Here is a 23907-nt window from a genome sequence, read left to right as displayed (position 1 = left end):
AGCGACCGCGGGCTCGCCGTGGCCTTCATCTCCCCCGCGATGCTGCTGTTGCTCGCCATGTCGGTGTTCCCGTTGCTGTGGGCGTTGTACCTGTCCTTCACCGACTACTCGGCGACCCGTGGCGGCCCTGCGAACTTCATCGGGTTCGGGAACTACACGGCCATCCTGACCTCGGCGCAGGTCCACCAGAGGGCCCTGACGACGTTGATCTACGTGGTCGGCGCGGTCGGTCTGCAGACCGTGCTCGGTTTCGGTATCGCCTACCTGATCTCGCGACGCACGCACGGACGAGGAGTGCTGACCACGCTGTTCCTGGTGCCGATGATGCTGTCGCCGGTCGTGGTCGGGCTGTTCTGGCGATTCATGCTGGACGCCCAGTTCGGCGTGGTCAACAGCATGCTCGGCTCGGTCGGTCTGGGGCAGGTGGAGTGGCTCACCCGGCAGCGGACGGCACTGCTCTCCCTGATCGTGGTGGACACCTGGCAGTGGACGCCGTTCATCATGCTCATCGCCCTCGCGGGCCTCACCGCGGTGCCCAGGTACCTGTACGAGGCCGCCTCGATCGACCGGGCGTCCGAGTGGTTCCGGTTCCGCACCATCACTCTTCCGCTGGTGTGGCCGCTGCTCCTCATTGCCGTGATGTTCCGGGCCATCGAGGCCTTCCGGCTGTTCGACCTCGTCTACATCCTCACCAACGGCGGCCCGGGCGTCTCCACCGAGACGATGTCGTTCCACATCTACAAGGTCGCGTTCCTGGGCTTCAACACCGGAACCGCGTCGGCGTACGGAATCCTCCTGGTCCTCGTCGTGATCGTCCTGACGCAGCTCTACCTGCGCTACCTGAACAAGCTCAAGGAGGGCTGATGGCCGTCTCCGTCGACGAGGCCGTGTCCACAGGTCCCGCCCGGGATGAGGCGCCCCGCGCGCGCCGCCTCGGCGGCCGGGGCCGATCCGGGCTGGAGGTCGCGTTGCTGACCGTGCTGGCCGTCGTGATGCTCTTTCCGGTGCTGTGGATGATCACGACGTCCATCAAGGAGAACAGGGACGTCTACGCCATCCCGGCCAAGTTCTTCGGCTTCACGGTCACCATGGACCATTTCAAGGACGTGTTCGTCGCCCCCGACGGCGGTCGCTCGGCCCTGTCCGTCGCGTTCCTCAACTCGGTAGTGGTCGCCGGGGTCTCCACGGTGCTGGCCACCGTGCTGGGCGTCCCGGCGGCCTGGGCCTACTCACGCTTCGCTGTGAGGGCCAAGAAGGACCAACTGTTCTTCATCCTGTCCACCCGCTTCATGCCGCCCGTGGTGGTCGTGATTCCGATCTTCCTCATGTACCGCCAGGTCGGACTCATCGACTCCAAGCTCGGCCTGATCCTCATCTATGCCGCGTTCAACGTCCCGTTCACGATCTGGATGATGAAGGGGTTCATCGACGAGGTGCCCGCCGAGTACGAGGACGCCGCGATGCTCGACGGCTACACCCGATTGCAGGCGTTCTGGCGGTACACCCTGCCTCTGCTCGTGCCCGGCATCGCCGCGACGGCCGTCTTCGCCCTCATCTTCTCCTGGAACGAGTTCGTGTTCGCCATCTTCCTCACCTCCAGCGACGGTGTGCGGACGGCCCCACCGGCAATCGCCGGCCTCATCGGCGGCACCACCACGGACTGGGGTCTCGTGGCCGCCGCCTCCGTGGTGTTCGCCCTACCGGTGCTCGTCTTCGCCTACCTGGTGCGCAGGCACCTCATCGCCGGCGTGACGCTCGGGGCGGTGCGACGCTGATGGCGGGCATCGAGGTGACAGCCCTGCACAAGCGCTACCCGGACGGGACGGTCGCGGTAGACCACGTGGACCTGTCCATCGACGATGGTGAGCTGTTCGTGATGCTCGGTCCCTCGGGTTGCGGCAAGACGACCACGCTGCGGGCCATCGCCGGCCTGGAGAGGCAGACGACAGGCGACATCCGCATCGGCGACACGCTCGTCAACGACCTGCCGCCCGCCGAGCGCGACATCGCCATGGTGTTCCAGTTCTACGCGCTCTACCCGCATCTGCGGACCCGCGACAACCTGGCGTTCCCCCTGCGGGCCGAAGGGCTGCCCAAGCAGGAGGTGCACGCGCGGGTCGCCGAAGCCGCCCGGCTGATGCGGCTCGGTCCGCTCCTGGACCGGCGACCACGCCAGCTGTCCGGCGGGGAGCAGCAGCGTGTCGCGCTCGCTCGCGCCCTGGTGCGACGGCCGCGCGCATTCCTCATGGACGAACCCCTCACCAATCTGGACGCGGAGCTGAGGGCGGACATGCGCACGGAGATCAAGCACCTCCAGGGAGAGCTGGGGGCGACGATGGTCTACGTCACCCACGACCAGGTCGAGGCGATGTCGCTCGGTCACCGCATCGCCATCCTCAACAAGGGCCGCGTCGAGCAGATCGGCACGCCGCTAGAGGTCTACGAGCGTCCGGCGAGCCTCTTCTGCGCCGCGTTCATCGGCTCCCCGCCGATGAACCTCATCGAGGTGGAGGTGGCCGACGGGAAGCTGCGCAGTCAGGGCGGACTGGTCCTCACGCCACCGCCGGGCCTGCCGCGCGACAGACGCCTGGTCGCGGGTGTCCGGCCGGAGGCGCTGGAAGTCACCGCACCGGGGGCCGAACTGTCGGTCCCGGCCCGCGTGGTCTCGGCGGAGTGGCTGGGCGACGAAATCATCTACGTGGTCGACCACAGCGGCCAGCGCGACGTACGGGTCCGGATGCCACCGACCGTCCGTTTCGCCGCTGACGCGAAGGTCGGGCTGCGGCACACCGGCGGAACCCCGGCGGTCTACGACGTGCGCACGGAAGAGCTGGTGGCCTGATGGGAACCGTGACGGCACACGGGCTGCGAAAGTCCTTTGGCAAGGTCCAGGCCCTGGACGGGGTGACGCTCGACGTGCCGGACGGCTCGTTCTTCGTCGTGCTCGGGCCCTCCGGGGCAGGCAAGACGACGACCCTGCGGGCGATCGCCGGCCTGGAGAAACTCGACGCCGGGTCGGTGCAGCTGGACGGGAGGGACGCGACAGGTGACACCCCGGCCGCACGCGACCTGGCCATGGTCTTCCAGAGCTACGCCCTCTACCCGCGACACACGGTGTACGAGAACATCGCCTCGCCGCTGCGGGCCCGCCGCCGTTCGTCGAGCGAGATCGCCGCCGCCGTCGAGCAGATGTCGAGCCTGCTGCACATCGAACGGCTGCTGCAACGTCGCCCCGCGCAGTTGTCCGGCGGTGAGATGCAGCGTGTCGCCCTGGCCCGGGCGCTGGTCCGTCGTCCGCGCGCGTTCCTCATGGACGAGCCGCTGACGAACCTCGACCTCAAGCTCCGCGTCGAGATGCGCACCGAGCTCACCCGCATCCACCGGAGCCTCGGAGCGACATTCGTCTACGTGACGAACGACCAGGTCGAGGCCCTGTCCATGGCCGACCAGGTAGCGGTCCTCAAGGAGGGCAGGGTGCAACAGGTCGGAACGCCTACCGAGGTGTACGAACGTCCCGCCAACAGGTGGGTCGCCGGATTCGTCGGGAGCCCACCGATCAGCCTGCTCGCCTGCCGCGCCGAGGGAGATCGTCTGGTCGGCGCGGACGGCTGGACGCTGCCGCGACCCCGCTGGACCACGGCTGAGGACGGTCGTGCGCTGCTGCTGGGCCTACGCGCGGAGGACCTGTCCGTCGAGCAGCGCGGGCACGCGTCGTTGTCCGGGGAGCTCTACGGGCTCGAGCCGCTCGGTGACCGGACGGTGGTCGACGTCCGGGTGGGGACGGAGATCCTCAAGGTCAAGGCACGACCCACGGTCACCGGTACGCCCGGCGAGCGGCTGCATGTCGCGGTCGACCTGGACCGCGCGCACCTGTTCGACGCGGCGACCGGGCTGTCGCTGTCCGAGGCCGGGCGGTAACCGCGCCGGGAGAACCACCCTCGACCCACTCGGCAACCCTGCCCCACAAGGACGGGTGGCCCGTCCGGCCACGAGCACGCGCGGTCGCTGGGGCTCGCCGGACATCACCAGGAAGAGCACCAGGAGGCGACGTAGTGACTGACCCGACGAACGTCCTGGCCCCCGAGCAACGCCGGCTGCGCATCGGCGACGTCTGGCGCGACGCGGCGAGCGGAGCCACCTTTGCCGTCGAGGACCCGGCCACCGGAAAGACCATCGCCGAGGTGGCGGACGCCGACGTCGTCGACGGGCTCGCCGCTCTGGACGCGGCGAGTACGGCGATGGCGCAGTGGGCGGCGACCCCGCCGCGGAAACGGTCGGAGTTGTTGACCGCGACGTACCGGGCACTGACCGAACGATCCGAGGAGGTCGCCCGGCTGATCACGCTCGAGATGGGCAAGCCGCTCGTCGAGGCTCGGGCGGAGGTGGCGTACGGCGCCGAGTTCTTCAGGTGGTTCGCCGAGGAGGCGGTACGCGTCGAGGGGCGCTACAGCACCGCTCCCGCGGGCGGATATCGCATCCTCACCGTGCCGAAGCCGGTCGGACCGTGCGTCTTCGTGACGCCGTGGAACTTCCCGTTGGCCATGGGCGCCCGCAAGATCGCCCCCGCGCTGGCCGCGGGCTGTACGACGATCACCAAGCCGGCAGCCCAGACGCCACTGACCATGCTGTTCCTGGCCCGCATCATGCAGGAGGTGGGCGTACCTCCGGGGGTCGTCAACGTGGTGACCACCAAGCGTTCCCGCGCTGTGGTCTCCGCGCTGCTGGCCGACGGTCGGACCCGCAAGCTCTCGTTCACCGGGTCGACCGAGGTCGGGCGTGTGCTGCTCCGACAGGCCGCTGACAACGTGCTGCGTACCTCGATGGAACTGGGCGGCAACGCGGCCCTGATCGTGTGTGCGGACGCCGACCTGGACGTCGCTCTCGACGGCGCCATGGTGGCCAAGATGCGCAACATCGGGGAGTCCTGCGTCGCGGCCAACCGGATCTACGTCGAGGAGCCGGTGCGCGAGGAGTTCACGGCGCGCTTCGCCGAGCGGATGGGCGCGCTGACGGTGGGCCATGGTCTCGACGACGGCGTGGACGTCGGGGCGCTGATCGACGAGGCCTCGGTCGCCACGATCGACGAGCTCGTCGCCGACGCTGTCGATCGCGGCGCACGGGTCCTGGTGGGTGGCGAGCGTCCGGACGGGCCGGGCCACTTCTACCCGCCCACGGTCCTCGTCGACGTGCCCGACGACGCGCGGATGCTGAAGGCGGAGATCTTCGGCCCGGTGGCGCCGATCATCTCGTTCACGTCCGACGACGAGGTGCTGGCGAAGGCCAACGACACCGAGCACGGCCTGGTCGGGTACGTCTTCACCCGTGACCTGCACCGGGCGCTCCGGTTCGTCGAGGGTCTGGAGACGGGGATGGTCGGCGTCAACCGTGGACTGATATCGGACCCGTCCGCTCCGTTCGGAGGGGTGAAGCAGTCAGGGATCGGCAAGGAGGGGTCGCACGAGGGAATCCTCGAGTACCTCGACCTCACCTACGCGGCGGTCGACCTCCCGTGACCGGCCCGCTGCTCCGGCCACCCGGCGCGCACGCCCGCGCCGACGCCGTTCCGGTCCCGCCGGCGACCTGGACGTCCGCCCCGCACATCGCCGCCGACGTTCCGGAGAGGCAGACACATGCTTGAGACCGTCCGCGGACCACGCCAGCTGATAGTGGGCGAAGGGGTCGCGCAGAACATCCCACGGGTGGTGGCCGAGAGCGGCTCCCGGGTCCTCATCGTGACCGACCAGGTTCTCCTGGGGCAGCCGGGTGTGGCCGAGATCGTGGCCGCCGTACGGGAGAAGGTCCAGGCCGTCGAGGTGTTCTCCGACGCGAACCCGGACGTGCCACTCGCCGATGTCGCGGTGGCCGTCTCGGTCGCCGCCGAGGTGGACGCCGACGTCATCCTCGCCATCGGGGGCGGCACGGTGATCGACCTCGCCAAAATCGTCGGCGTCATCAGGCGCCACGGCGGGACGCCACGCGACTTCTACGGCGAGTCGAAGGTGCCGGGTCCGACGTTTCCTCTGGTCGCGGTCCCGACGACGTCAGGCACCGGCTCCGAACTCACACCCGTCTCGGTGTTGACCGACCCGGACCGCGAGCTGAAGGTGGGGGTTTCCAGCGTCCACATCGTGCCCGACTTCGCCATCGTCGACCCCGAACTCACCTACACCTGCCCGGCGAGCGTCACCGCGCACTCCGGCATCGACGCGTTCTGTCACGCGGTGGAGAGCTACACCGCGCGACCCCGGGCCCACGGGCCACGCGACCCCGTGGAGCAGGTCTTCCTCGGCCGCAACCCGATCACCGACCACTACGCGCTCCTGGCCGCGGAGCGGATCGCCCGTAGCCTGCGTCGGGCGGTCGGGGACGGAGGCGACACGGACGCGCGCGCGGACATGTCCTACGGGTCCATGCTGGCCGGGCTCGCGTTCTCCCACGCGGGAAACGCGGCCCCACACGCTCTCCAGTACCCCATCGGCGCCGCCACGCACACGCCGCACGGCCTGGGCGTCGGGCTGCTCCTGCCGTACGCGCTTGACGCGGCCAGGGATGCCGTCAGCGACCGGTTGGCGATCCTCGCCCGGGTGTGCGGGCTCGACGTGACGGGCGCGTCCGATGCCGAGGCCGCGGACGCGTTCCTCACCTGGCTCGACGGGCTCCTCGCCGACATCGGCATCCCGTGCACCCTCGCGGACATCGGCGTGGCGCACGCTGACCTCCCGCGCTTCGCCGAGATGGCCGGTGGCGTCACCCGCCTGATCCAGAACCATCCAGGCCCGACGGACACCGCCAGCCTGACCGCGATCCTCGAAGCGGCCTGGACCGGAGACCGGTCCCGGAGGTCCTGACTCCGAGCAGGGACGGTGACCGGCCTTCCACCTTGACGACGCAGTCATGCCGCCGCCCCCGGACGATCGTCCGTCGGATCTGCCGTGCCCTGTCGGCCGGGCGGCCGGCCGTGGCCGGAGCGCCTATCGGTCGGTCACGCGCGGGTGCGCTGCCGCAGCCGGGTCGAGACGACCGCGACGACGACCATGAAAACCGCGACGACCAGGGACGGCAGGGCGTCGGGCCGGCGCAGCAACTCCCCCGTCGACACGTCGTTGCCCAGTTGGTGAAGCGTGCCCAGCAGGAGGGTGGGGGCGACAGCGATCAGCAGCCGTTGGTCAGCCGTCGCCACCCACAGGAAGGCGGCTGCCCCGCCGACCACAATGGTGGCGGCAACGACCCGTGAGCTCATGTCGACCATGCGGAAGCCGTCGGCGGAGATCAGATGCAAGGCGAGTATTCCGGCCGTGACCAGAACGGCGTTGGCCCGAGGCGCCGCCGGCACGTCCGCCGGTCGCCGCAGGCCCACCAGGACCAGGGGCGTGGCGACGACAGGCGCCCACCACTGCGGCAACCCGTTGAGGAACAGGTACGGGGAGACGACCGTCGGCACCACCGCCGCAGCCACCACCAGGACGGCGGCGGCGCGGGTACGGCCCGCGACGAGCGCCACGAGTGCCGCGCTCACCATGACCACGCCGAGGCCCTCGTTGCGCAGGACAGTGACGGGGTCCGACAATCCGCCGAACTGGAACGCCTCGACGAGATCGTCCATGCCGATGAGCACACCGAGCGCGAGTACCGCCATGGCACCCAGGTGGATGCCCTGCCAGAGCAGCACGGCGGTCGGCCGAGCAGCGGTGCTGCCGCCGTGCACCCGTAGGCCGCCGCGGATCAGCGAGGTCGCCTGTCGGATGCTGGGCCAGCGGCGGGTTGTCGGCTCGTCACCGATCAACGTGTCGATCAGTTCGTCGGAACGTTCGCGACGGTAACCGGCCGGATAGGCCCGCAGCAGCATCCGGTAGCGCTTTTCCAGAACATCGGCACTCATGCTGGTCTGATCCTCGCGGTAGAAGGTTGACGGGCGCTTCCCTGCGGTGGGCCCCGGTGCGGCAGGCGGTCCATGACCACCCGGGCGGCCCGGGCGAGCCGGTCGGCCTCCTCGGCGAGTACGCGGTGGCCCTCGTCGGTGAGCCGGTAGTAGCGGCGGGCACGCCCGTTGACGATCTCCTCACCATCGGCGGTGATGAGTCCCTCGCCGAGCAGCCTGTCGATAACCGAGTACAGCGAGCCAGCCGCGAGCGTCACCCGCCCGTCGGACAGCTCGGTCACCCGCTTGATGACTGCGTAACCGTGCAGCGGACCACCGAGCAGGGCGGCGAGGACGAAGTACGACGGTTCCCGCAGCGCGGGACGCGAAGTCGATCGCATGACGGTGAATATACAAGTGACATGAGTATCTGGCCAGGGTGACTGTCGCCGAGGGTTCCAGCCCTCGGCGACTCCACTCCGTCGCGTCAGTCCGACCTGGACTTTCCTGTCCGGAGCCGGCAGGTGTCCGTGCTGGACTGCCACACGTTGTCAGGGCAGAACGCGAAGAAAGGCGCCGTCCGAGTCGTATCGGAGATGTTGTCATCGAATTGTCGGTGGGCGTGACCGGCTCACCGTACGGACGCGCCCTCGCTGTTGCGGAGTCGGCGGGACTCGTCGGCCGCCGCCGCCCGGGCTTCCTGCGGGCTGTCGGCGGCCAGGGCCGCCTCGGCGATCTGCCGGCACTCGTCGAGGGTGTGCGCGGCCAGGGCCTCGCGCACCTCCGGGATGCTGCGGGGCGCCATGGACAGGCTGGTGATGCCCAGGCCCGCCAGCACCAGCGCGAAAGCGGGATCCGCTGCGGACTCTCCACACACACCTACCGGCTTGCCGGCCTCGACGCCGGCTGCCGCGCAGGAGGCGAGGAGCGCGATCAGCGCGGGCTGCCACGGGTCGAGCAGGTCAGCGAGGTCGCCGCACATGCGGTCAGCGGCGAACGTGTACTGGCTGAGGTCGTTGGTGCCGACGCTGAGGAAGTCCACGTGGCGCAGCACCTGCCCGGCACGCAGGGCCGCCGCCGGCACCTCGATCATCACGCCGGCGGTCGACAGACCGTGCTCCCGGCAGGACCCGGCGAACGCGGCCGCTTCCGCCGCCGTGGCGACCATCGGTGCCATCACCCAGACGTCGGCGTCCGTCGACGCGGCAGCCGCCGCGATCGCGGCCAACTGGGCGGTGAGCACGGACGGCGTCCGCCGGGCGACCCGCAGGCCGCGTACGCCCAGCGCGGGGTTGGGTTCGTCGGCCAGACGCAGGAACGGCAGCGGCTTGTCGGCGCCGGCGTCCAGGGTGCGAACGACGACCTTGCGGCCGGGCAGCGCGGCGAACACGTCGCGGTACGCGGCGACCTGCTCGTCGTGCGATGGGGGGTCGCCGCGGTCGAGGTAGAGCAGCTCGGTGCGGAACAGACCGACCCCCTCCACCTCGCCGGTGAGGTCGCGGACCGAGCCGATGTTGGCCAGGAGCGCGACGCGATGGCCGTCCGCGGTCAGCCCGGGACCGTGGGAGCGGGCGCGGCGTTCGATAGCCGCGAGCCGGTCGGCGTTGACGGTGCTCACCGTCTCGGCGGAGACGCCGGCCACCACGAGGCCACTCGCTCCGTCCAGGCTGACCAGCGCGCCGTCGGTCACGTCCAGGATGCCCGCGCAGCGGACCACTGCCGGGATACCGAGGGTCCGGGCCAGGATCGCGGTGTGGCTGGTCGGCCCGCCCTCGGCCGTGATCAGGCCCAGCACCAGGCCCGGTTCGAGGCCTGCGGTGTCGGCGGGCGCCAGGTCGCGGGCGATGAGCAGGTACGGATGGCCCGGGTCCGGCACGCCCGGCATCGGTAGCCCCAGGCACGCCGCGACCAGGCGGTCCCGCAGGTCGTCGAGGTCGCTGACCCGCTCGGCGAGGTACCCGCCCGCGGCTTCGAACGCGGCCCGGTGCCCGGCGAGCACGTCCGCTATCGCGTGCGGCGCGTCCGCACCGCCGTCGATGGCGACGTCGGCCGCGTCGACGAGCGTCTCGTCCTGCGCCATCATCACCTGGGCACGCAGGACCTCGGCGGCGGTGGCGTCCAGGGCGGTATCGGCCCGACGGGTCAGGTCGGCGGCGACGGCGAGGACCGCGGCCCGAACCGCCGCCTTCTCCGCCCCGGAATCGACGGTCTCCGCCAGCGGCGGCAGGGCCGGCGGCGGGGCCAGCCGGTAGACCGGTCCCGCCGCACCACCGGGGCTGGCTCCGATTCCGCGCAGTTCACGCATCGACGGCGTCCAGATCACGTTCCAGAAGGTCGGCGAGGATGTCGACGGCGGCCTGCGCGCCGTCGCCCTCGGCCTCGAGGGTGACCTCGGTGCCCTTCCTGGCGCCGAGCGACAGCACGGCGAGCATGCTGCGGGCCGGCACGGGTTTCTTGTCGCCGGTGCGGATGGTGACGGGCACCGACTGCTTCGCCGCCTCGGCGACGAACAGCGCCGCCGGGCGGGCGTGCAGCCCGCTGGCGGAGCCGACGAGGACTGTTCTGCTGGGCAACGGATCCTCCTACGGTTCGATCGTCACCTTGATCGCTTCGCCGCGCGCCACGATGCCGAAGGCGTCGAGGGCACGGTCGAGCGGCAGGCGGTGGGTGATGAGATCGGCGACAGGCACAGAGCCGTTGGCGATGAGTCGCAGCGCTTCCTTGTTGTGCTCCGGGCTGGAGCCGTTGGCACCGACGATCGTCAGTTCGCGGTAGTGCACGAGGTTGGAGTCCAGGGAGATGATCGGCTTGTCCTTCGGCAGGCCGCCGAAGAAGCTGATCCGGCCCTGCCGCGCGGTCATCTGCACCGCCTGCTCCTGGGCCACGCCAGCGGCCGTCGCGGTGATGACGACGTCCGCGCCCCGGCCCTCGGTGAGCTTGAGCACCGCGTCGACGACGTCGGTCTCGGCGCCACAGATCGCCGCGTCCGGTCGCACCAGGTTGGCGGCCAGGTCGAGGCGTTCGCGGTTGAGGTCGACGAGGAAGACACGGGCCGCGCCGCGCGCCCGCGCCAGACGGACGTGCAGGCAGCCGATCGGCCCGGAACCCACGACGACCACGTCGTCGCCCTCCCCCACACCGGCGAGGTTCTGGCCGTTGAGGACGCAGGCGAGCGGCTCGGCGACGGACGCCTCGGCGAAGCTGAGTTCCTCGGGGATCCGGTTCAGCCCGTCGACGGCGAGGACGTTGTGCGGCACGACCGCGTACTCGGCGAACCCGCCGTCGAAGTGGTATCCCATCGACACCTGGTTGGGGCACACGGTCATCCGGCCGCGCCGGCACTCGGCGCACGTACCGCACGGGATGGCGGCGATGACCTGGACCCGGTCCCCCGGCCGCCAGCCCGTGACGTCGCCGCCGACTTCGGTGATCTCGCCGGCGATCTCGTGGCCCATGACCCGAGGCGGCGCGATGTGGTGGTGACCGAAGCGGGAGATCTTCACGTCGGTGCCGCAGGTGGAGCAGGCCCGGACGCGGATCTTCACGTCGGTGGGGCCGGGCGTGGGCTCGGGCGCGTCCTCGATGCGGACGTCACCTGGCGCGTGGAATCGGACGACCTTCACAGTGGCTTCCCTTCGAGGATGGTGATCACGTCATCGGCGCTCGTCGACTCTCGTAGCCGCTGCGCCTGGTCCGGGTCCATCAGCACCGAGGCGAGCTGGGCCAGGATGTCCACGTGCCCGTCGCCGGCTGCGGCGATGGCGACGCAGACCCGCACGTCGAAGCCGTCCCAGTCGACGCCGTCCGGGAAGCGCAGCACCGCCAGGGCGTCGCGCTGGACCGACTCCTTGCTGTTGAGCGTGCCGTGCGGGATGGCGACGCCCTCCCCGATGTAGGTGGAGACGCTCTGCTCGCGGGCGAGCATCGCGTCCACGTACGCCGGGGCGACCGCGCCGATCTCGACGAGCACGGCGCCGCAGCGGCGGATCGCCTCGTCCCGCGATCCGGCCCGCTCGTCGAGCCGGATCGCGTCTCGGGCCAGCAGATCAGCCACTCAGCTCACCACCGCGCTGCACCGCGTTCACCACCCGGGTGACGGCCGGATCGCCGATGAACACCTGGATCGGCACGATCACCGTGTCGGGCGCGCTGACCCGGGCCCGCGCGGCGAGCCCCTGGTGGCAGATGACCACGTCCGCGTCCGCCGGGATCGAGTTGACAGGCGTGTGCTCGACTGTCACCGCGCTCTTCGCCAGTTGCCGCCGTAGCTGGCTGGCCAGCATCACACTGCTGCCCATGCCGGCGTCGCAGGCGACGATCACCTTCTTGATCTGAGTGCCGTTGATGATGGGCATGGTGGTCAGACCTCCTGCTTCGCCGGCTTGTTTGGGGCGTTGTCCGGGTCGACGACGGGCTGCCCGTCCGGGCGGACGACCCGCTCCTCGTCCGGGCGGACAACCGTCTCCTCGTCCGGGCCGACCGCGTCCGCGGGGGGCTCGCCGCGACCGAAGCCGAGCAGGGCCGAGGCGACCGCGAAGCTGACGGCGGCGGCGATCACGATGCCGAGGATGACCCCGAAGTAGTCGCCCTTGGGGGTGACCGCCAGGTAGGCGAAGATGCTGCCCGGCGAGGGGGTGGCGACCAGGCCGGCACCGGTGATCATGAAGGTGCCGACGCCGGCCGCGCCGCCGGCGATCACGGCGAGGATCAGCTTCGGCTTCATCAGCACGTACGGGAAGTAGATCTCGTGGATGCCGCCGAGGAACTGCACGATGATCGCGGCCGGGGTGCTGGGGCGCAGCGCGCGGGGGCCGAAGACCATGAAGGCGAGCAGCAGGCCGAGGCCGGGACCGGGGTTCGATTCGATCATGAACAGGATCGACTTGCCCTTGTCGGCCGCCTCGGCGATGCCCAGCGGGCCGAACACGCCGTGGTTGATGGCGTTGTTGAGGAAGAGCACCTTGGCGGGTTCGACGAGCACCGAGGTCAGCGGCAGCAGATCCTTGTCGACGAGCCAGTCGACACCCGAGCCGGCCTGCTTGGTGAGCCACTCGACCACCGGGCCGATGCCGTAGACACCGCCGATGGCCATCGCGGCGCCGATGATGCCCGCGCTGAAGTTGTCGACGAGCATCTCGAAGCCGGGCCGGATCTTGTCCTCGACCAGGCCGTCGAAGAGCTTGAGGAGGTAGGCGGTGAGCGGGCCGATGATCATCGCGCCGAGGATCATCGGCACGTCCGCGCCGACGACGAGGCCCATGGTCGCCACCGCGCCCACGACGGCACCGCGCTGGCCGTGGACCAGCCGGCCGCCGGTGTAGCCGATGAGCACCGGCAGCAGGATGCTGATCATCGGGCCGACCAGTTCGGCCAGGGTCTTGTTGGGGATCCAGCCGGTCGGGATGAACAATGCGGTGATCAGGCCCCAGGCGATGAACGCGCCGATGTTGGGCATGACCATCGCGGCCAGGTAACCGCCGAGGCGTTGCACGGTGGCTTTGAAGCCCTGGCCCTGCACCGCTGGTGTGTAGGAGGAGGAGGTCACGGGGGTATCTCCTTCTGAAAGGGGTGGTCCAGACGGCCGCGGGGGAAGGCTCGTCCGGCTAGGTGTGGATGGTGACGTCGTGGCGGGACAGGTCCGCGGGGCCGGGCATCCGGCTGCCGGGCAGGCGCACCGCGGCGGCACCCCACGCCAGGCCCTCGGTGAGGGCTGCGGCACCCTGCGCGCCCGCGGCGAGGAACCCGGCGAGCAGGGCATCGCCGGCACCGACGGTGCTGCGGGGCCGGGCCACCGGACAGGAGCCGGTGCGGACCCCTTCGGCGTCGACAAGGACAGCGCCGTCGGCGCCGAGGCTGGCCACGACGGTGCCGGCGCCCCAGGCCCGCAGGCACTGGGCGGCCTCGACCACATCGTCGAGGCCCGCCAGCGGGGCACCGACCACGTCGGCCAGCTCCTCGCGGTTGGGCTTGAGCAGGGTCGCCCCGGCCAGGGCGGCCTCACGCAGGGCGGGACCGCTGGTGTCGACGGCGACCCTGCTGCCGGCGGCGCGCAGCGTGCGGCACAGCTCGGCGTACGCGTCGGCGGGCAGGCCGGGCGGAACGCTGCCGCACAGCACGACCCAGTCGGCACCGCCGGCCCGGTCGAGCACCCGGTCGATCACCTCGTCGAACTCGGCACGGCACATCGCCGGACCCGGCTCGTTGATCTTGGTGACCGTGCCGTCGGGCTCGGCCAGGGTGATGTTGGAACGGGTCCGTCCGGAGATCGGCACGGCGAGGACCTCCACGCCCTCCGCCTTGAGGAGGCGGATGAGCTGGTCGCCCTCGTCGCCGCCGGACGGCAGCACCGCGACCGACGGGACCCCGTTGGCCAGCAGGGCGCGGGACACGTTGACGCCCTTGCCGCCGGGGTCGAGGTGGGCCGCGGCAGCGCGGATGACCTCGCCCCGCCTGAGCGAGTCGACCTCCACGGCCCGGTCGAGGCTGGGGTTGAGGGTGACGGTGACGATCATGCGCGGACCACCCGAACACCCGCGGACTCCAGGTCGCCGACCAGGTCGGGGTCGGCCTGGCTGTCGGTGACGAGCAGGTCGACGTCGGCCAGATCAGCGAACCGGGCCAGATAGTCGTTGCCGAGCTTGGTGTGATCGGCGAGCAGCACCGTACGACGGGCGGCACGGACCATCGCCCGCTTCACCGCCGCCTCGGCCGGGTCGGGGGTGGTCAGCCCACGCTCGACCGAGATCCCGTTGGTCCCGACGAACGCGACGTCGACGTAGAGGTCCGCCAACGGATACAGCGCCCAGTCGTCGACCGTGGCGAGCGTCTTGCCCCGGACGCGTCCGCCCAGCAGCAGGACGTTGAGGTTGGCATGGGTGCCGAGGGTCGTCGCGATGACCGGCGAGTTGACCACGACTGTCAACTCCCTGTCGACAGGCAGCAACTGGGCCAGCCGGGCGGTGGTGGTGCCGGCGTCGAGAATGATCGCGCCCTCTTCCGGGACCTCCCTGAGGGCGAGCTTGGCGATGCGCTCCTTCTCCTCGATGAGCACTGCGTCGCGCGCCGCCAGTGCCGGCTCGAACCCGAGCCGCTCGACCGGGATCGCTCCACCGTGGACCCGGCGCAACACCCCGGCACGCTCCAGGATGGTGAGGTCGCGGCGGATCGTCTCCGACGTCACGTTGAGCCCGTCGGCCAGACCGGCCACCTCGACCCGGCCCACCTCCCGGGCGATGCGAAGGATCTCCTGCTGTCGTTCTTCGGCGTACATGATGTTGTTTTACCGCCGTTTCGTTTTGCTTGCGTTTTGTTTACGACCGGTTGTGGGGGAAGTCAAGAGACGGCCACAGAAAACCACACAACCGTTGGGGGCCCGGCCGACCGCGCGACCCTCGGCCGGCGTCAGTGACGCCGGCGCCACCAGGGGGACGTCCACCAGCCGAGACATCGCGCGGGAGATGGCGCCACGGGCGTGGTGGAATCCGCAGTCGCCCGCCGCCGGGGCACTGGGCCCCGGCCCGGCTGTTCACCGCGGCCAATCGTGACCTGATCGACCAGACACGCTCCGCCGACGTCCGGTCGGCCGCGCTACGTGTCGACTACCTCGATGACCACGCGCAGCCGGACGACGCAATCGAGCGCCTCCTCGACGCGCGTGAGGTCGGGGCCGCGCTCGACTCCCGGCCCGAGCGGCCGCGCATGACGCTTGTCGGGATCTCCCTGCGGAACGGTCGGCCACCGACGGGGCCGACACACGTGGCGGTGCCGGCCCGGCACCGCCACGTCACGCACCTCCCACGCGCAGCCTGCCGGTGGAGGAACCGGTCAGACCGGCTGCGGTCCCGCCTGGGCGGGCACGTCGGCGGCGACGAGATCGGTGAGCCCACGAACGGTCGGATCGAGGAAGAAGTCGCTGAGCGTCACGCGGACGTTGAGTTCGCGCTGGATCCGGACGGTGAGCCGGCCGGCGAGCAGCGAGTGGCCGCCCAGTGCGAAGAAGTCATCGTCGGGGCCCACCTCGGCGACATCGAGGACGGCGGCGAAGATCTCACTCACCCGCGCCTGCACGCGGCTTCGATCCGTTTCACTCACTGGTCTCTCCCCGGTCTGGAGTGGTGGCGTCCACAGCGGAAGGCCCATCGGCGGCACGGACGAGCTGACCGCCCCGGCCGGTCAGGAGTGCATCCCTCACGGCTGCCCGCCGGCCCAGGTGACGCGGTCGCGAAAAGGGGTAACGACATCCCGCCGTCATGCCGTACCCCCCGCGACGCCCGAGGGCAGCGGGTCGTCCTCGGCCGGCTCCGTCGGCGCGTTCGGCGCGGGCGGCGAATCCTGGCCGCGAGTGGCACGGAGCATCGGGACGACGAAGATGAGGACCACGACCACGAGGCCACCGCCCGCGATGAACAGCACCCAGCGCGGCGACACGGCGGTGGCGAGCGGGGCCCCGATCGCGTACGCCAGGGAACTGCCACTGACCGAGGCCAGCGAGAGCAGGCCGCCCACCCGGCCGAGGAGTTCGGTGGGTACCGCCCGTTGCAGGACTGTGTACTCGCTTGTGTTCGCGACGGCGTTGCCCACACCAGCGACGGCCTGGGCGAGCGCCGCGGCGGCCAGCCACGGCGCGAAGCCGGTGAGGACCAGACCGACGCCTGTGGACAGCCAGCCGCCGAGCAGCAGCACCACCGGGGAGAAACGGGAGGTGGGCCGGGTGAGCCACAGGGAGCCCGCGACCATCGCCATGCCGAAGGCGCCGGAGAGGATGCCGAAGCCAACCGCTCCCCCGTCCAGGACATCGGTGGCGAGCAGCACCAGAGCGACGTTGTCCAGGGAGCCGAACAGGATGCCGAAGAACACCAGCAGACAGATCAGTCGGGCCGTGGGATTGGTCGCCACGTAGCGGAAGCCGCCCCGCAGGTCCGCCAGGTAGCCGGTCGCCGCCGCGCCGTCGGCCGCCGCGCGCTGGACGGGCAGCCGCGGAGTGCGGAGCAGCAGCAGCACCGCGACGAACGCACTTGCCGCGTTGACGCCGAGCGCACCGTACGGACTGACGGCAGCGGCGAGCAGGCCACCGATCAGTGCCCCCAGCGCGCCCTGGAGATTGAACGCCGTCCCGATCCAGGCGTTCGCGACAGGCAGGTCCGCCTCATCGACGAGGCGGGGCACGGCCGGCCGTCCGGCCGCATAGATCACGGTGGACGCGGCGGCTGAGGCAGCCACGAGCGCAACGATCACCGGCAATCCCGGTCGGAGCAGAACGATGGCCAGGAACGCGACACCCTGGACGAGCTCACACACGAGCATCAACCGGCGCAGCTCGAGCCGATCGGCGAGCGCCCCGGCCAACGGACTGAAGAATCGCGGCACGGTTTCGGCGAGCAGGACCAGCGCAACGGCCCCCGGTCCACCCACGTCGGTGGCCAGCAGCAACAACGCCACCATGGCCGCTCCGTCGCCCAGCAGCGACACCGCCCGCGCTGACCAGAACCACCGGAATGCGGCGTTGCGTCGTAGCAGGTCAAATGTCACCCGGCACCCCTTCGTTAACAGCAATGGCATTCTCCCCGCACGAGGATGCCTCAGGTCGGTCCCTGAAAAAAGGGTGCGAGATATGCGGATCGCACGAGAGGGCGGCACGGAACTGCGGCCCGCTTATCGCGAGTGACAGGGCCCAGACACGGGACAAGTTACCAGAACTGACCATGCGACGGGGGGGCGCGCGGCCGCGGCCGGATCACCCCGTGCGGCCGGTGCTCGGAGCCGCCGACCCGACCGGTGACGACACCTTGACCGGTCGGGCGCAGCGCTTACCAGAGGCCGGTTCGCTCGACACACCATGTGGACGACGCGCCGATGACCGTTCGTCCCGTGGCGACGGAGCAGGCGCCGGGAGCACCGAGCGACGTCAATAGCGGAAGTCTTGACAGGCCTCCCAGCCATCTGCTTAGATCGATTTTCACCCAATGCTTTAAATTGTGCGGGAAGGGTGCTGGACCAGCATTACCGCAGCCCACGGCCACGATTTTCGGCCTGGCGCGCCGAATGGGCTGAAATCGCAGGACGCCATTACACCGGTATAGCTTGGCGCAACGGAGCACAGCGACACCGTTTCACCACGAGGTCGGCCAGGCCCGCACCTCGGCGGCACCCGGGGGAGACCACAGTTGCGCAGCGGGCTTTACGAACGGTTTCTCAGGCTTGCCGGCCCGGAGCGCAAGGCCTTTCTCGAAGAAGCCCTCAGTGATCCCGTCATGCGGCGCCACGTCACCCTGTCCTCCGCGCAGCGCCGCATGTGGTTCTTCGAACAGCTCGAGCCGGGCGGTACCGTCCACAACGCGCCCGCCGCTTTCCGCTTCCACGGTGAGCTCGACGTCGAGGCGCTGACCGAGGCGCTCAGGAGAGTCTGGGAGCGGCACGAGGTGCTCCGCTCGCGGGTGGTCGACGCACAGGGCGAGCCCGTGGTCCTCGTCTCCGATTCGCTTCCCGGCCTGCGGGTGAGCGATCTGCGCAACCTGCCGGCGCCCGGCCGCGATGCCGCCTGTCGCGCGCTGCTCGCCGACGAGGCGGAGCGGCCGTTCGACCTGTCCGCCGGACCACTGGTGCGCTGCCTGCTGGTCCAACTCGCCGACGACCACCACGTTCTCGTGGTGAACATCCACCACATCGTGACCGACGGCTGGACCTGGGGGATCATCCAGCGCGAGACAGCCGCGTTCTACCGGCAACTGCGCCACGGTGATCCGATCGGTCTGCCGTCACCTCCACTGCAGTACGTCGACTACGCCGCCTGGCAGCAGGAGGCACTCCACGGTGGCGCGTTCGAACGGGACGTCGTCTACTGGCGCGAGGCCCTCAGCGGCTCCCCGGTCGCGCTGGACCTGCCACTGGACCGGCCCCGGCCCGCGCGGCCCAGCTTCCACTGCGACGTCGTCACCGCCGTGGTCCCGCCGGACCGGACTCGGCGCCTGGTCGACGTGGGCCGGCGCTGCGGCGCCACCCCGTTCATGATCTTCCTCGCCGCCTGGACGGCGACTCTCGCCCACTACTCCGGCCAGGACGACATCCTGGTCGGGGTTCCCTACGCGGGCCGCAGCGGACCGGAGTTCGAGCACGTCGTCGGCGTGTTCGTGAACACGATGGTGATCCGCTCCCAGCTGATCGGCGATCCCTCCTTCGCCGAACTGCTCACGCGGGTGCGGGCGGCGGCGCTCGACGCCTATTCCCACGCCGACCTGCCGTTCGACGTCCTGGTCGACGAGCTGTCCACCGCCCGCAGCCAGAACCGCAATCCGGTGTTCCAGGCGTTCTTCGCCTACCACCTGGCCGACGAGGACGTCCTGGACCTCGATGGTGTGCGGGGAGAAGCAGTGACGGTGAGGGCCGCCACGACGGTGTTCGACGTCGACCTGGGGGTGCAGGCACGGCCGGACGGCGGGGTCGACGTGACACTGGCCTACGCGACCGACCTGTTCGATCCGGCCACCGCGCGACGCATGATCGCCCACCTGCTGCGGATCCTGGAGGGCGCCGCGGCCGAACCGGACAGGCCACTGAACGACCTGCCGTGGCCGGACCGGGCCGCCCTGCTGCGGGCGCGGCACCCGATGCCCGCGCCAAGCGTGGACTGCCTGCACGACTTCGTGGCCCAGGGAGTGGCGCAGCACCCCGACCGCATCGCGGTGGTGCACGCCGGGACGCGCCTGACGTACCGCGAACTCGACGACTCGATCAACAGGTTGGCCTGGCACCTGCGCGAGCGCGGGGTGAAACCCGAGACACCGGTCGGCGTGTGCGTGGGTCGGGAGCCGCGGCTCCTGGTGGCAATCTACGCGACCCTCCGGGCGGGCGGGGCGTACGTGCCTCTGGATCCCGGGCTGCCGGACGAGCGACTGCGCTTCATGCTCGCCGACTCCGCAGTCCCGATTGCCGTCACCGACGCCCGGCACGGGGAGCGGCTGGTCGGCCACGCCGCGACCGTGGTCTCACTCGACGCGGAGGCGGCGGAGATAGCCAGGCGGCCCACCACCGCCCCGCCCCGCGCCGCAGGCCCGGACAACATGGCCTACGTCATGTACACGTCCGGGTCCACCGGACGCCCCAAGGGCGTGGTGGTGGAGCACCGAAGCGCGGTCGGCCTGGTCGACTACTACCGCACCCGGTTGCTCGCCGAGGAACTCGACGGCGTCCTCGCATCCACCCCGGCGGGCTTCGACGCGTCCATCCTCGAATACTTCGCCACCCCCAGCTTCGGTGGGACGATCATCCTGGTCGACTCGCTGTTCGATCTGCATCTGCTGCACGACGCCGAGTCGGTGACCCTGATCCAGGGCGTACCGAGCGTGATCGACGAGCTGCTGCGCACCGCGCCGTTGCCCGCCGGCCTGACCACCGTCATGCTCAGCGGGGAGCCGCTGAGCGGCGCGCTTGTCGACCGTCTCTTCTCCACCGGGACCGTGCGGCGCATCTACAACATCTACGGGGTCACGGAGTACACAGCCGACGCCACCTGGAACCTGCTGGAGCCCGGGAATGTCTCGCTCGGGCTGGGTGAGCCTCTGCCCGGCGTGAGGTGCTACGTGCTCGACCAGCGGCAGCGGCCGGTGCCGGAGGGCGCCCGGGGAGAGTTGTACCTGGCGGGTCCGGGCCTGTCGCGCGGTTACCTGAACCGACCCGAGCTGACCCGGGAACGCTTCCTGCCCGATCCGTTCCATCCGGATCCCGGGCAGCGGATGTACCGCACGGGTGATCTCGTCCGTCATCGGCCCGAGGGCGACCTCGAATACCTCGGTCGGCTCGACAGCCAGGTGAAGGTCCACGGCTGTCGGGTGGAGCTCACCGAGGTCGAAGCGGTGCTGCGAAATCACCCCAGCGTCGGCCAGGCGGCCGTCGTGGCCCACCGGACGCCGCGGGGCGACAACCAGCTCGCTGGTTACGTGGTTCCGGAGCCCGGCAAGACGATGCCCGAGGATCTGCGACGGTATCTGGCCCGGCGGCTACCGGCATACATGCTGCCGGCCACGTTCACCCCGCTCCCGGCGCTGCCGCTGAACCCCAACGGCAAGCTCGACCTCGGCGCGCTGCCCGACCCGGAGCCCGGGAGCGGGGACAGGGCCGCTCCGGTTCCGCCACGGACGTCGGCGGAGGAGCGTCTGGCGGCGATCTGGCGAAGAGTACTGGAACGGTCGTACATCGGCGTGCACGACGACTTCTTCGCACTCGGTGGCCAGTCGTTGCTGGCGCTCCGCCTGCTCGCCATGATCAGGCAGGAGTACGGCGTAGACCTACCGGCGTCGACCCTGTTCCTGACACCCACCATCGCGGAGATCGCCGACGTCCTCGCCACCGGCTCCGGCACACCTGCCCCGTGGGTGCAGCTGCGTCCGGGCGGCAACCGTACGCCTCTCGTGCTGCTCCCCGCCGTCGGCGGTAGCGCATTGTCCTACGTCGACCTGGCCCGCGCCCTGCCGGGGGACCGTCCGGTGCTCGGCTTCGAGTCTCCCGGGCTGGACGGCCGCAGCGCGCCGCTGCTCACCGTTCCGGATCTGGCCGCACACTTTCTCGACCAGCTGGACGCCGGCGGCCTCGACGGTCCGGTCATCCTGGGTGGTTGGTCGATGGGTGGGGCGGTCGCCTACGAGATGGCGCGTCAGGCCCCGACCCGCGCTCGCGCCGTGCGCGCCCTGCTGCTGGTCGACACGTCGGTGACGCCGGTCGGCTCTCCCGACGACGGGCCCGAACTCGTGGCCCTCTACAGCGAGTATCTCCTCGCCGCGGTGCCCGCCGATCCGGCGGCGCGGGAAGGGGCGCGCGGCCCGCTGCCCCCCTCGGTCGCGGCAGCCCCGGCCGCACGGGGACCGGTGCCGGCGCTGCTGGACTGGGCGCGGGGGCACCGCGTCGTCGGTGCCGAGATGACGGCGGAGCAACTCGGCCGGATGGTTCAGGTTTTCGGCGCCAACATGCGGGCGCTCGACAGGTACGTCCCGGCCCCGCTGGACGTCCCGGCCCTCTACCTGGCGGCGTCCGCGACCCGCGAGGAGGACCGCAGCGCGCCCTTGCGCACGGCCATGGGAGCTCACCTCCAGGTCGAGGTCGCTCCCGGCGACCACTACACCATGCTGCGCCCGCCGCAGGTCGGCACTGTCGCCGGCCGGATCGCCACCTGGCTGGACGGCATGGACTGATCACATTGACGGCCCCGGTGGGGCCGGCCGGACGCCGTCCGGTACGAACACGTCACAACGGGGGAGAATCATGTCGTCCAGGTCACTGGTGGAGGTCCACAACGAGTGGGATCCGCTTGAGGAAATGATCGTCGGCCATGCCGTGAACGCTCGCGTTCCCTCACCGGACCGAGGGCTCTTCGCGGTGGACTACGCCGATCTGTACGAGAAGGCCTCGGACATCCCGAGCGGGCCGTACGACCAGCAGGTGATCGAGGAGACCACGGAGGACCTGGACGCGTTCGTCAAGGTCCTCGAGTCGCAGGGTGTCGTGGTGCGCCGTCCGGACGTCTCGGATCACGCGGCACGTTATGGGACACCGGACTGGAGCGCCGACGGTGAGTACAACTACTGTCCCCGCGACGTGCTGCTGCCGATCGGCAACACCATCATCGAGACGCCGATGACGCTGCGGACGCGCTACTTCGAGCCGTTCGCCTACCGCAGCATCCTGCTGGACTACTTCGACAGCGGCGCGAACTGGATCTCGGCTCCGAAGCCGCGCCTGCTCGACGAGACCTACAACCTGCGTCCGTCCGACGGACAGATCCTCAACAACCACGAGCCGATCTTCGACGCCGCAAACGTGCTCCGGGTCGGACGACACGTCCTGTACCTGGTCTCGAGCAGCGGGAACATGCTCGGCCTCCGGTGGTTGCAACGGGTCCTCGGCGACAGGTACGAGGTCCAGCCACTGATCGGCCTGTACGACGGCACGCACGTCGACACCACGATCGCACTGATCCGACCGGGGCTGGTCGTGCTCAATTCGGATCGCGTCCGGCCGGATCAGGTGCCGGACATCTTCAAGAGCTGGGACGTCATCTGGTGTCCCTCGGTGCCCGACCCCGAGCCCGCGAGCCGCAAGTTGCGGGCGTCGACCTGGATCGGCATGAACCTGATCATGATCAATCCCGGTCTGGCCGTCGTCGAGGCGACCTACCGCCCGCTGATCACCGCACTGGAGAGGCACGGGGTGCAGGTCATCCCGCTGCCGCTTCGCCACGCCCGGGTGCTCAGCGGCGGGCTCCACTGTGTCTCCCTCGACGTCAGGCGTCGCGGGTCGTTGGAGGACCACTCCTGATCCATCGTCCCGCCGACAGCAGGCCAGTTTCAGGACGGAGAAACATGTCGGACACCACCAGATTTCAAGCGCGCGACATCCGGCAGGAGCTGGAGAACTGGATCGTCAGCGAGGACTTCTCCTGCCTCGGCGCCCGGGCCTCGGTACGCCGCAGGTCGCTGTTCCACGCCGAGCTGCCACCACTCGGCGCACCGGACACGGCCGCCCCACTGCACGCCGCCATCGAGTGCTTCGTTCAGGACCAACTCCGCGACACCGAGGACTTCGCCACCCTGGTCGCCGTCTTCGCCGGCCCGGATGACCTTTCGGAGCAGAGCTTCGAGACACTGCTGTGGCGACAACTGTCGGATCTGCACACGGTCGACTCCACCCGGTTCGACTGGACCCCCGAGGTGGAGCGCGATCCGGCTTCCCCGTACTTCGGCTTCAGCGTGGCCGGGCACCCGTTCTTCCTGGTCGGCATGCACTCCAACGCCTCCCGCGCGTCCCGCAGGTTCCCGCTGCCCGCGATCGCCTTCAACTCCCACCGCCAGTTCCGACGGCTACGGAGCACCGGCACGTACGGACGGCTGCAGGCGCGCATCCGCGATCGGGAACAGCGGCTTCAGGGATCCATCAATCCCAACCTCGCCGACCCCGGGGAGGACTCGGAGGCGAAGCAGTATTCGGGACGGGCCACCAGCCCGGACTGGCAGTGCCCGTTCCGGCCCGTCCAGTGATCATTCGACAGGTGGGCGGTGGATGCC

The 23907-nt window shown here is 70.3% G+C and carries 20 protein-coding genes and 1 pseudogene; 9 read left to right on the top strand and 12 right to left on the bottom strand.

The annotated features are described in order from the left end of the window. The first annotated feature begins 18 nt into the window (after positions 1 to 18). The 6 genes from ACZ6N8_RS19040 to ACZ6N8_RS19015 all read left to right on the top strand — a co-directional run bounded on the left by ACZ6N8_RS19040 (position 19) and on the right by ACZ6N8_RS19015 (position 6848). Positions 19 to 864 (top strand): carbohydrate ABC transporter permease, encoded by an 846-nt coding sequence (locus ACZ6N8_RS19040; protein ID WP_466011532.1) that lies wholly within the window; start codon positions 19 to 21, stop codon positions 862 to 864. Then, the gene (locus ACZ6N8_RS19035) at positions 864 to 1775 is read left to right on the top strand and encodes a carbohydrate ABC transporter permease (RefSeq protein WP_466011530.1); all 912 of its coding nucleotides are present in this window, start codon (positions 864 to 866) and stop codon (positions 1773 to 1775) included. The genes ACZ6N8_RS19040 and ACZ6N8_RS19035 overlap by 1 nt, the downstream gene beginning before the upstream one ends. Beyond that, the gene (locus ACZ6N8_RS19030) at positions 1775 to 2842 is read left to right on the top strand and encodes an ABC transporter ATP-binding protein (protein ID WP_466011528.1); all 1068 of its coding nucleotides are present in this window, start codon (positions 1775 to 1777) and stop codon (positions 2840 to 2842) included. Before ACZ6N8_RS19035 ends, ACZ6N8_RS19030 begins: the two co-directional genes overlap by 1 nt. Continuing rightward, positions 2842 to 3918 (top strand): ABC transporter ATP-binding protein, encoded by a 1077-nt coding sequence (locus ACZ6N8_RS19025; RefSeq protein ID WP_466011526.1) that lies wholly within the window; start codon positions 2842 to 2844, stop codon positions 3916 to 3918. The genes ACZ6N8_RS19030 and ACZ6N8_RS19025 overlap by 1 nt, the downstream gene beginning before the upstream one ends. Positions 3919 to 4052: 134 nt before the next feature. Next, positions 4053 to 5513 (top strand): NAD-dependent succinate-semialdehyde dehydrogenase, encoded by a 1461-nt coding sequence (locus ACZ6N8_RS19020; RefSeq protein WP_466011524.1) that lies wholly within the window; start codon positions 4053 to 4055, stop codon positions 5511 to 5513. A gap of 117 nt (positions 5514 to 5630) precedes the next feature. After that, entirely contained in the window at positions 5631 to 6848 is a 1218-nt protein-coding gene (locus ACZ6N8_RS19015; RefSeq protein WP_466011523.1) for an iron-containing alcohol dehydrogenase, read from the top strand. 134 nt (positions 6849 to 6982) lie between these two features. On the opposite strand, the gene ACZ6N8_RS19010 is transcribed toward ACZ6N8_RS19015, so the two are convergent. The 12 genes and pseudogenes from ACZ6N8_RS19010 to ACZ6N8_RS18955 form a co-directional block, all read right to left on the bottom strand. Beyond that, positions 6983 to 7879: a hypothetical protein gene (locus tag ACZ6N8_RS19010; protein WP_466011521.1), complete on the bottom strand. Its 897-nt coding sequence runs from the start codon at positions 7877 to 7879 to the stop codon at positions 6983 to 6985. Beyond that, positions 7876 to 8259 carry a PadR family transcriptional regulator gene (locus ACZ6N8_RS19005; protein ID WP_466011519.1) on the bottom strand — a complete coding sequence of 128 codons (384 nt, stop codon included), beginning with the start codon at positions 8257 to 8259 and terminating at the stop codon, positions 7876 to 7878. Before ACZ6N8_RS19005 ends, ACZ6N8_RS19010 begins: the two co-directional genes overlap by 4 nt. Before the next feature lie 230 nt (positions 8260 to 8489). Then, on the bottom strand, positions 8490 to 10163 hold the full coding sequence (gene ptsP / locus ACZ6N8_RS19000; protein WP_466011776.1) for a phosphoenolpyruvate--protein phosphotransferase: 1674 nt from the start codon (positions 10161 to 10163) through the stop codon (positions 8490 to 8492). Then, a complete protein-coding gene (locus ACZ6N8_RS18995) occupies positions 10156 to 10431 on the bottom strand; it encodes an HPr family phosphocarrier protein (RefSeq protein ID WP_466011517.1) in 276 nt (91 codons plus the stop codon). Before ACZ6N8_RS18995 ends, ptsP begins: the two co-directional genes overlap by 8 nt. Positions 10432 to 10440: 9 nt before the next feature. Further along, the gene (locus ACZ6N8_RS18990) at positions 10441 to 11481 is read right to left on the bottom strand and encodes a zinc-dependent dehydrogenase (protein WP_466011515.1); all 1041 of its coding nucleotides are present in this window, start codon (positions 11479 to 11481) and stop codon (positions 10441 to 10443) included. Next, positions 11478 to 11912, bottom strand: a complete 435-nt coding sequence (locus tag ACZ6N8_RS18985) for a PTS mannitol transporter subunit IIA (protein ID WP_357983593.1) — start codon at positions 11910 to 11912, stop codon at positions 11478 to 11480. The genes ACZ6N8_RS18990 and ACZ6N8_RS18985 overlap by 4 nt, the downstream gene beginning before the upstream one ends. Further along, entirely contained in the window at positions 11905 to 12213 is a 309-nt protein-coding gene (locus tag ACZ6N8_RS18980) for a PTS lactose transporter subunit IIB (protein WP_466011514.1), read from the bottom strand. Before ACZ6N8_RS18980 ends, ACZ6N8_RS18985 begins: the two co-directional genes overlap by 8 nt. A gap of 5 nt (positions 12214 to 12218) precedes the next feature. Then, positions 12219 to 13403, bottom strand: coding sequence for a PTS mannitol transporter subunit IICB (locus ACZ6N8_RS18975; RefSeq protein ID WP_364362932.1), 1185 nt, complete (start codon positions 13401 to 13403; stop codon positions 12219 to 12221). Between the two features lie 58 nt (positions 13404 to 13461). Then, complete coding sequence (gene pfkB / locus ACZ6N8_RS18970) at positions 13462 to 14370, bottom strand: 1-phosphofructokinase (RefSeq protein ID WP_466011512.1); 909 nt, start codon at positions 14368 to 14370, stop codon at positions 13462 to 13464. Then, positions 14367 to 15128: a DeoR/GlpR family DNA-binding transcription regulator gene (locus ACZ6N8_RS18965; RefSeq protein ID WP_364362928.1), complete on the bottom strand. Its 762-nt coding sequence runs from the start codon at positions 15126 to 15128 to the stop codon at positions 14367 to 14369. The genes pfkB and ACZ6N8_RS18965 overlap by 4 nt, the downstream gene beginning before the upstream one ends. Positions 15129 to 15718: 590 nt before the next feature. Next, positions 15719 to 15883: pseudogene (locus ACZ6N8_RS18960) on the bottom strand (phosphopantetheine-binding protein); the annotation flags it as partial. A 222-nt stretch (positions 15884 to 16105) separates the two neighbouring features. Continuing rightward, positions 16106 to 17386 (bottom strand): MFS transporter, encoded by a 1281-nt coding sequence (locus ACZ6N8_RS18955; RefSeq protein WP_466011510.1) that lies wholly within the window; start codon positions 17384 to 17386, stop codon positions 16106 to 16108. Positions 17387 to 18108: 722 nt separating this feature from the next. Between ACZ6N8_RS18955 and ACZ6N8_RS18950 the strand changes: the two genes are divergently transcribed. From ACZ6N8_RS18950 to gntA, 3 genes are all read left to right on the top strand, one after another. Continuing rightward, positions 18109 to 22038, top strand: coding sequence for a non-ribosomal peptide synthetase (locus ACZ6N8_RS18950; protein WP_466011508.1), 3930 nt, complete (start codon positions 18109 to 18111; stop codon positions 22036 to 22038). 70 nt (positions 22039 to 22108) lie between these two features. After that, complete coding sequence (locus tag ACZ6N8_RS18945) at positions 22109 to 23161, top strand: scyllo-inosamine-4-phosphate amidinotransferase (RefSeq protein ID WP_466011506.1); 1053 nt, start codon at positions 22109 to 22111, stop codon at positions 23159 to 23161. A 44-nt stretch (positions 23162 to 23205) separates the two neighbouring features. Then, positions 23206 to 23880 (top strand): guanitoxin biosynthesis heme-dependent pre-guanitoxin N-hydroxylase GntA, encoded by a 675-nt coding sequence (gene gntA / locus ACZ6N8_RS18940; RefSeq protein ID WP_466011504.1) that lies wholly within the window; start codon positions 23206 to 23208, stop codon positions 23878 to 23880. Positions 23881 to 23907 lie beyond the last annotated feature (27 nt).

The organism is Micromonospora sp. NPDC047521 (assembly GCF_055587305.1).
This window is presented reverse-complemented; position numbering and strand designations above follow the sequence as displayed.

Bases quoted from the DNA above. Each gene is read 5' to 3' on its own strand.
- ACZ6N8_RS19035 (WP_466011530.1), top strand. From the start codon at position 864: ATGGCCGTCTCCGTCGACGAGGCCGTGTCCACAGGTCCCGCCCGGGAT.
- ACZ6N8_RS19030 (WP_466011528.1), top strand. From the start codon at position 1,775: ATGGCGGGCATCGAGGTGACAGCCCTGCACAAGCGCTACCCGGACGGG.
- ACZ6N8_RS19025 (WP_466011526.1), top strand. From the start codon at position 2,842: ATGGGAACCGTGACGGCACACGGGCTGCGAAAGTCCTTTGGCAAGGTC.
- ACZ6N8_RS19015 (WP_466011523.1), top strand. From the start codon at position 5,631: ATGCTTGAGACCGTCCGCGGACCACGCCAGCTGATAGTGGGCGAAGGG.
- ACZ6N8_RS19010 (WP_466011521.1), bottom strand. From the start codon at position 7,879: ATGAGTGCCGATGTTCTGGAAAAGCGCTACCGGATGCTGCTGCGGGCC.
- ACZ6N8_RS19005 (WP_466011519.1), bottom strand. From the start codon at position 8,259: ATGCGATCGACTTCGCGTCCCGCGCTGCGGGAACCGTCGTACTTCGTC.
- ptsP (WP_466011776.1), bottom strand. From the start codon at position 10,163: ATGCGTGAACTGCGCGGAATCGGAGCCAGCCCCGGTGGTGCGGCGGGA.
- ACZ6N8_RS18980 (WP_466011514.1), bottom strand. From the start codon at position 12,213: ATGCCCATCATCAACGGCACTCAGATCAAGAAGGTGATCGTCGCCTGC.
- pfkB (WP_466011512.1), bottom strand. From the start codon at position 14,370: ATGATCGTCACCGTCACCCTCAACCCCAGCCTCGACCGGGCCGTGGAG.
- ACZ6N8_RS18965 (WP_364362928.1), bottom strand. From the start codon at position 15,128: ATGTACGCCGAAGAACGACAGCAGGAGATCCTTCGCATCGCCCGGGAG.
- ACZ6N8_RS18950 (WP_466011508.1), top strand. From the start codon at position 18,109: ATGCGGCGCCACGTCACCCTGTCCTCCGCGCAGCGCCGCATGTGGTTC.
- ACZ6N8_RS18945 (WP_466011506.1), top strand. From the start codon at position 22,109: ATGTCGTCCAGGTCACTGGTGGAGGTCCACAACGAGTGGGATCCGCTT.
- gntA (WP_466011504.1), top strand. From the start codon at position 23,206: ATGTCGGACACCACCAGATTTCAAGCGCGCGACATCCGGCAGGAGCTG.